7 protein-coding genes are annotated in these 6,906 nt (G+C 65.2%); all 7 read left to right on the forward strand.

The window, feature by feature from the left end; translation table 11 throughout:
* Positions 1-132: 132 nt before the first annotated feature.
* On the forward strand, positions 133-1,164 hold the full coding sequence (gene pstS / locus QQK43_RS09930) for a phosphate ABC transporter substrate-binding protein PstS (protein WP_234262875.1): 1,032 nt from the start codon (positions 133-135) through the stop codon (positions 1,162-1,164).
* Between the two features lie 61 nt (positions 1,165-1,225).
* A complete protein-coding gene (gene pstC, locus QQK43_RS09935; RefSeq protein ID WP_284307631.1) occupies positions 1,226-2,227 on the forward strand; it encodes a phosphate ABC transporter permease subunit PstC in 1,002 nt (333 codons plus the stop codon).
* Between the two features lie 66 nt (positions 2,228-2,293).
* On the forward strand, positions 2,294-3,154 hold the full coding sequence (gene pstA, locus QQK43_RS09940; RefSeq protein ID WP_234262877.1) for a phosphate ABC transporter permease PstA: 861 nt from the start codon (positions 2,294-2,296) through the stop codon (positions 3,152-3,154).
* 41 nt (positions 3,155-3,195) lie between these two features.
* Complete coding sequence (pstB, locus tag QQK43_RS09945) at positions 3,196-3,978, forward strand: phosphate ABC transporter ATP-binding protein PstB (RefSeq protein ID WP_234262878.1); 783 nt, start codon at positions 3,196-3,198, stop codon at positions 3,976-3,978.
* Between the two features lie 18 nt (positions 3,979-3,996).
* The gene (phoU, locus tag QQK43_RS09950; protein WP_234262879.1) at positions 3,997-4,698 is read left to right on the forward strand and encodes a phosphate signaling complex protein PhoU; all 702 of its coding nucleotides are present in this window, start codon (positions 3,997-3,999) and stop codon (positions 4,696-4,698) included.
* 70 nt (positions 4,699-4,768) lie between these two features.
* Positions 4,769-5,500 carry a phosphate regulon transcriptional regulator PhoB gene (gene phoB / locus QQK43_RS09955; protein WP_234262880.1) on the forward strand — a complete coding sequence of 244 codons (732 nt, stop codon included), beginning with the start codon at positions 4,769-4,771 and terminating at the stop codon, positions 5,498-5,500.
* The gene (phoR, locus tag QQK43_RS09960; protein ID WP_234262881.1) at positions 5,497-6,816 is read left to right on the forward strand and encodes a phosphate regulon sensor histidine kinase PhoR; all 1,320 of its coding nucleotides are present in this window, start codon (positions 5,497-5,499) and stop codon (positions 6,814-6,816) included. The genes phoB and phoR overlap by 4 nt, the downstream gene beginning before the upstream one ends.
* Positions 6,817-6,906 lie beyond the last annotated feature (90 nt).

Raw genomic sequence — 6,906 nt, forward strand, 5'->3', positions numbered from 1 at the left:
CCGGGGCCGGGCCAGCGCCGGGTGGCGGCCGGCAGACGGTTTTCAGATTTCTTTGTGACTGTCACAGAGCTGTCACATGGCGTCCCTAGAGTCTCGGTCGAACCCCCTGTTTCATCTACCGAGAGGACCCGAATGAACACCAAACGAACCCTTCTGAAGACCGTGGCCGCTGCCGCTTTCGCCTCGCTGGCCATGGGGGCCGCCCTGGCCGCCGACATCACGGGCGCTGGCGCTTCGTTCCCGTTCCCGATCTACGGCAAGTGGGCCGAAGCCTACAAGGCCCAGACCGGCGTGGGTCTGAACTACCAGTCGATCGGCTCGTCGGGCGGCATCCGCCAGATCCGCGCCAAGACCGTGGCCTTCGGTGCCAGCGACGCCCCCCTCAAGGGCGAAGAGCTGGACAAGGATGGCATGGTGCAGTTCCCCGCCATCATCGGCGGCACGGTGCCCGTGTTCAACATCGACGGCGTCAAGCCCGGTGAACTGCGCGTTACCGGCCCGGTGCTGGCCGAGATGTTCATGGGCAAGATCGCCAAGTGGAACGATCCCAAGATCGTGGCCCTGAACCCCGGCAAGACGCTGCCCGACCAGATCATCACCGTTGTGCACCGTTCGGACGGCTCGGGCACGACCTTCAACTTCACCGACTACCTGAACGAAGTCAGCAAGGACTGGTCCGCCACCGTGGGCAAGGGCGCTGCCGTCAAGTGGCCGGCTTCCACCTCCGTGGGCGGCAAGGGCAACGAAGGCGTGGCCGCCAACGTCAGCCGCGTCAAGGGCGCGCTGGGCTACGTGGAATACGCCTACGCCAAGAAGAACAACATCCCCTACCTGCAGCTGCAGAACAAGGATGGCAAGTACGTCTCGCCCGACGACAAGTCCTTCGCCGCCGCTGCCGCTGGGGTGGACTGGTTCAGCGTGCCGGGCATGGGCGTGTCCATGGTCGACGCCAAGGGCGCCGAAAGCTGGCCCATCAGCACCGCTTCGTTCATCCTGATGTACAAGCAGCCGGCGGACAAGGCGCAGTCGGCCGAAGTGCTCAAGTTCTTCGACTGGGCCTTCAAGAACGGCAAGCAGATGGCGGCCGACCTGGACTACGTCGCGCTGCCCGACAGCCTGACCAACGAGATCCGCAGCAAGGTCTGGTCGCAGATCCAGAAGTAAGTTGGCCGGGCCCGCCGCCGCCATGGGCGGCGCGGGCCCTTTGAACGAACCGGGAGCCAACATGAGCCTGGATACCACCATGACTTCGCCCTCCGCGCCGGCGCAGACCGGCACCACCGTGTCGATGGAAACCATCGCCCGCCGCCAGCGTCTGCAGGACGCACTGTTCCACCGCGTCACGCAGGTCTTTTCGCTGCTGGTGCTGGTGGCGCTGCTGGGCATCATCATTTCGCTGTTCATCAACGCCTGGCCCGCTTTCCAGCGCTTTGGCGTTCAGTTCATCTGGCACGTCGAATGGGACGTGGTCAATGAAGATTTCGGTGCCGCCATCGCCATCGTCGGCACCCTGGCCAGTGCCGGTATCGCGCTGCTGATCGCGGTGCCGCTGGCTTTCGGCATCGCGCTGTTCCTCACCGAAACCTGCCCGACCTGGCTGCGCCGGCCGCTGGGCACCGCCATCGAGCTGCTGGCCGCCGTGCCCTCGATCATCTACGGCATGTTCGGCCTGTTCGTGTTCGCCCCGCTGTTTGCCGACTACCTGCAGGTGCCGCTGCAAAGCGTGCTGGGGGGGCTGCCGCTGGTGGGCTTCCTGTTCGGGGGCGCGCCCAACGGCATCGGCATCCTGGCCGCGGGCATCGTGCTGGCGTTCATGATCCTGCCGTTCATCGCGGCGGTGATGCGCGACGTGTTCGAGATCGTGCCGCCCATCCTGCGCGAATCGGCCTATGGCCTGGGTTGCACCACCTGGGAAGTCGTGCGCCGCGTCGTGCTGCCGTACACCAACAAGGGCGTCATTGGCGGCGTCATGCTCGGCCTGGGCCGGGCACTGGGTGAAACCATGGCCGTCACCTTCGTGATCGGCAACGCCAACCGCATGCCAACCTCGCTGTTTTCGCCGGGCACGTCGATTGCCTCGACGTTGGCCAACGAGTTCGGTGAAGCGGCCGACTTCCACCTCTCCACCCTGTTCGCGCTGGGCTTCCTGCTGTTCGTCATCACGTTCATCGTGCTGTCGCTGGCCAAGGTCATGATCCTGCGCGCCGAAAAGGCCAAGGGAGCGTGAGGGTGACCTTTCCTGCCACGGTGTGGCAGGCGATGTGCCTGGTGTCCGACGCTTTGGAAAACTGAGATGAATCCCAACTTCGACCAAAAACGATATGCCCGCCGTCAGCGCGCCAACGCCGTGGGCCTGACGCTCTCCATGGGCGCCATGGTGCTCGGCCTGGCCGTGCTGCTGTGGATCCTGGGCGTGCTGCTCAGCAACGGGCTGTCCGCGCTGGACGGCAACCTGTTCACCCACGACACGCCGGCGCCCGGCACCGAAGGCGGGGGCCTGCGCAACGCCATCGTCGGTTCGCTGATGATGGTGGGGCTGACGGTGCTGGTGGCCACGCCCGTGGGCATCCTGGCCGGCATATACCTCACCGAGTACGGCGACCGCAGCAAGACCGCCGAGCTGACCCGCTTCGTTACCGACATCATGCTGTCCGCCCCGTCCATCGTGCTGGGCCTGTTCGTGTACGCCATCGCGGTGGCCACGGTGGGCAACTTCTCGGGTTTCGCAGGCAGCCTGGCGCTGTCGCTGATCGCGGTGCCGGTGGTCGTTCGCACCACCGAAAACATGCTGCGCCTGGTGCCCGGTAGCCTGCGTGAAGCGGCTTTTGCCCTGGGCGCGCCGCGCTGGAAGGTGTCGCTCATGGTCACGCTGCGCGCCGCCAAGAGCGGCGTCATCACCGGCTTGCTGCTGGCGGTGGCCCGCATCAGCGGCGAAACCGCGCCGCTGCTGTTCACCGCGCTGAACAACCAGTTCTTCAGCACCGACATGACCAAGCCGATGGCCAACCTGCCCGTGGTGATCTTCCAGTTCGCCATGAGCCCCTACGACAACTGGATCCGTCTCGCCTGGGCCGGTGCGCTGCTGATCACACTGGCCGTGCTGGTGCTGAACATCCTGGCCCGCGTCTTCTTCCGCGAGAAGGTTTCCGCCTGATCGCGCCGTCACCTTTTCACACCGATCACGAAAGACCTGTCATGACCGCCATGGCCGCCGACATCCAGCAGCGCAACGCGCTCGAGGTGCGCAACCTCAACTTCTTCTACGGCAAGTTCCAGGGGCTCAAGAACGTGAGCATGGACATTGCCGAGCACAAGGTCACCGCCTTCATCGGCCCGTCGGGCTGCGGCAAGTCCACGCTGCTGCGCACGCTCAACCGCATGTACAGCCTCTACCCCGGCCAGCGCGCCGAGGGCCAGATCAGTTTCTACGGCGAGAACATTCTGGACGAGAAGCAGGATCTGAACCTGCTGCGCGCCCGCATCGGCATGGTGTTCCAGAAGCCGACGCCGTTCCCGATGTCGATCTACGACAACATCGCTTTCGGCGTGAAGCTCTATGAAAGCCTGAGCAAGGGCGAGATGGACGACCGCGTGGAATGGGCGCTGACCAAGGCCGCGCTGTGGAACGAGGTCAAGGACAAGCTGCACCAGAGCGGCCTGTCGCTCTCCGGTGGCCAGCAGCAGCGCCTGTGCATCGCGCGCAGTGTGGCGGTCAAACCTTCGGTGCTGCTGCTCGACGAGCCGACTTCGGCGCTGGACCCGATCTCCACCGGCAAGGTGGAAGAGCTGGTGCACGAGCTCAAGAACGACTACACCATCGCCATCGTCACGCACAACATGCAGCAGGCCGCCCGCTGCAGCGACTTCACGGCCTACATGTACCTGGGCGAGCTGATCGAATTCGGCGCCACCGAACAGATCTTCTTCAAGCCCACCAAGACCGAGACCGAGGACTACATCACCGGCCGCTTCGGCTGATCTTCCAGGGAGACCGACATGGGTGACAAACACATTTCCAGCCAGTTCGACGCCGAACTCAACTCCATCTCCACCCACGTGCTGGAGATGGGTGGCCTGGTCGAATCGCAGCTCCACCAGGCCGTGTACGCGCTCGTGCACCTGAGCCTGGAGACGGCCGAGCAGGTGCTCGAAACCGAGAGCCGCATCAACCAGATGGAGCTGAACATCGATCACGAGATCATCTCCACCATCGGTCGGCGCCAGCCCACCGCCCGCGATCTGCGCTTCCTGATGGCCATCTCCCGCACCACCCAGAATCTGGAGCGCGCGGGTGACGAGGTCGCCCGGGTGGCGCGCATGGTCAAGTCCATCATCGAAGCCGGCACGCCGCGCTCGCTGCCGATTTCGGAGCTGCGCACGGCGGCCGACCTGGCGGCCGGCCTGCTGCGCAAGACGCTCGATTCCTTCGCGCGGCTCGACACCACCATGGCGCTGGCCATCATCAAGGAGGACAATGCCATCGACACCGAATACGATGGCTTCCTTCGCAAGCTGATCACCTACATGATGGAAGACCCCCGGACCATTTCGCCCAGCCTGGACCTGCTGTTCCTGGCCAAGTCGCTGGAGCGTGTCGGCGACCACGCCAAGAACATTGCCGAGCAGATCATCTTCATCGTCAAGGGCGAAGACGTGCGCCATGTGCCCATGGACAAGGTGGAGTCGGTCGTCGGATGAACAGCATGCGCCGTGTTGTGTCTCGCACCCACCGAGGGGAAAGCCTGCCAGCCGGGCGGGGGAGGCCTTCGTGAAAAAGCTGCCTCGTGTGCTGGTGGTGGAGGACGAGCCGTCCATTGCCGAGCTGATCGCCGTCAACCTGCGCCACAACGGCTTTGCCCCCACGGTGGTGTTCGACGGCCAGGCCGCGCAGCGGGAAATCGACGCCGTGTTGCCCGACGTGATCCTGCTGGACTGGATGCTGCCCGGTGAAAGTGGGGCCGTGCTGGCGCGCCAGTGGCGCAAGCACGAGCGCACGCGCACCGTTCCCATTCTCATGCTGACGGCCCGCAGCGACGAGTCCGACAAGGTTCAGGGTTTGGACGCCGGTGCCGACGACTACATCACCAAGCCGTTCTCCACGCAGGAGTTGCTGGCCCGCATCCGCGCCGTGCTGCGCCGGCGCGCTCCGGAAGTCGTCAATGACTCGGTGCAGGTGGGCGAACTGGTCCTCGACGCGGCCACTTACCGCGTCAGTTTCCAGGGCCAGGAACTCAAGGTCGGACCGACCGAATTCAAGCTGCTGCACTATCTGATGAAACACGCGGAACGTGTGCACACCCGTGGTACGCTGCTCGACAGGATCTGGGGAGATCATGTCTTCATCGAGGAGCGCACCGTGGACGTGCATGTGAAACGCTTGAGAGAATCGCTGGGCGAGGCCGCCGTCATGGTGGAAACCGTGCGCGGAGCCGGCTATCGCCTGACTGCCCAGAATCCTTCCGCCCGCACGGCCCAGAATTCCCGCGTCGGCGCCGCATGATCCCGCGGCTGATCGGCCTGCTGCTCCTGGTATCGGTGGGGGCGGTCTGGGGCCTGTCCCACGAATCCGCCGTGTGGACGTTCGTCGGGGCGCTGGTGGGCGCGCTGGTCTGGAGCCTCTTCGACGGCTACCGGGCGCGGCGGCTGCTGCAGTGGCTGGGCAAGGGCGACCTGTCCCAGCTGCCGGGCCTGTCGGGCCTGTGGGCCGAGGTGCTCGAACGCAACCGCAAGCTCATCCGCAAACTCGAAAAGCGCGCCAGCAACAGCGATGCACGGCTGGAAGATTTCCTGGCAGCGATCCAGGCCTCGCCCAATGGCGTGGTGCTGCTCGATTCGGCCGGGCGCATCGAGTGGTGCAACCTCACAGCGGCCAACCACCTGGGGTTCGACCCGCAGAAAGACCTGGGGCAGTACGTGCGCAACCTGGTGCGCGCACCGGCCTTCAGCGCCTACATGGCGGCGGCCGATTTCCGGCAGGAGATCCAGGTCGACGGCCCGGGGCCGCGACCGACACAGCCGGCCAAGATTTCCCTGCAGGTGCACCCCTACGGCAAGAAGCGCAAGCTCATGATCTCGCGCGATGTCACGGCGGTGCAACTGGCCGAGGCGATGCGGCGCGACTTTGTGGCCAACGTCTCCCACGAGATCCGCACACCGCTGACCGTGCTGAGCGGTTTTGTCGAAACCATGCAGAGCATCGAGCTGGAAGAGGCCGATCGCATGCGCTACCTCGGGCTCATGAGCCAGCAGGCGCAGCGCATGCAGACGCTGGTGAGCGACCTGCTCACGCTCTCGCGCCTGGAAGGCAGCCCAGCTCCCGGCGCGGGCGAGTGGATCGACAGTGGCGAGCTGCTCACCCATGTGCTGCAGGAGGCCCAGGGCCTGTCGTCGGCCATCGCCGATCCGCCGCACGTCATTGAGGCCGATCCGGGCGCGGCGTTCTGGGTGTCGGGCGCAAAGACCGAACTGCTGAGCGCCATGTCCAACCTGCTGAGCAATGCGGTGCGCTACACGCCGGGCGGCGGTCGCATCCACGCCGGCTGGCACATCCGAGCCGACGGCTGCGGCGAGTTTTTTGTCACCGACACCGGCCCCGGCATTGCTGCCGAACACCTGCCCCGTCTGACCGAACGTTTCTACCGCGTCGACCGCAGCCGCTCGCGCGAAACCGGCGGGACCGGGCTCGGGCTGGCCATCGTCAAACACGTGGCGCAGCGCCATGGCGGGCAGGTCGAGGTGGACAGCACGCTGGGTGAAGGCTCGACCTTCCGCATCGTGTTGCCGTCTTCGCGCGTCCGGGCCCGGCCACGCGACTGAGTAACCGTCTTGGAAGTCAAGCGCTGTGAAGCGATTTGTCCCAAGGTTTGCCAGTTCGGACCATGGCATTGAGCGTGGTCAGCAGCTTGC

It is taken from the genome of Hydrogenophaga electricum (genome assembly GCF_030160815.1).
GTDB lineage: Bacteria > Pseudomonadota > Gammaproteobacteria > Burkholderiales > Burkholderiaceae_C > Hydrogenophaga > Hydrogenophaga electricum.